The organism is Aminobacter sp. P4_D5, from assembly GCF_056401815.1.
In genome coordinates this window covers 1-803 of sequence record NZ_JBFUIP010000571.1, presented here as the reverse complement: position 1 = coordinate 803, position 803 = coordinate 1, and the positions used below count along the sequence as shown (strand labels likewise).

Annotated in this window: 1 protein-coding gene; it reads right to left on the bottom strand. The window is 70.5% G+C overall.

Going from position 1 to position 803, the window contains the following annotated elements; all coding sequences use genetic code 11:
- The coding region (locus AC1DWF_RS33560) for an ABC transporter substrate-binding protein (protein ID WP_476842817.1) at positions 1–803 on the bottom strand (803 nt) is incomplete at both ends.

The window sequence follows — 803 nt, the reverse complement described above, 5'->3', positions numbered from 1 at the left end:
GTCCACGATCCGCTCATGCGCGCGCCGGATCGCCGGCGCCGCCTCCTCCGGCGTGCGCGCGCGCTCGACCTCGGTCATCGCCGCGTCGAAGGCTTCGTCGCGCCAATGCCCCGCGTTGCTGCCACGCGGCGAGGAATTGGCCGAGAGGAACCAGCGCGCCATCTGCGACGGATCCGACGTGACCAGGCTGACGATCGACGCGTCCACGCCGAGCCAGCCCGGCGCCGTCGGCTCCGCGCGCAGCGTGCCGAGCAGCACGGTCCACTCCACGACCTCGAAGGTGACCTGCACGCCGCAATTCTCGCGCAGGTTCTGCTGGATGGCCTCGTTCATCGGCAGCGGCTGCATCTGGCCCGAGCCGGAGCTGGAGATGCCGACCTTGATGCGAAGCGGCCGCTGGGCGTTATAGCCGGCTTCGGCCAGCAGAGCCCGGCCGCGGGCGGTATCGAGCCGGTAGCGGTTCTGGGGACTGCCGAAGAGCGGGTTACTCGCATTGTAGAAGCCGACCGAGGGCTCGGCGAAGCCGCTCAGCATGGTCGTCAGCCCGTCGCGGTCGAGGCAGTAGTTCAGGGCCTGGCGGACGCGCACGTCGGCCGTCGGGCTATTCGGCTTGCCGGCGGCGAAGATCCACGGCCAGACATGCGGATAGGAGTTCGTCACCACGTTGAAGCCCGCGGAGCGCAGCGGCGTCAGCGCATCCGGCGGAGGCGCTTCGATCCAGTCCACCTGGCCGGAGCGCAGCGCGGCGACACGGGTATTGGCGTCCGGCACCGGCAGCAGGATCACGCGGTTCAGGCGCGGGC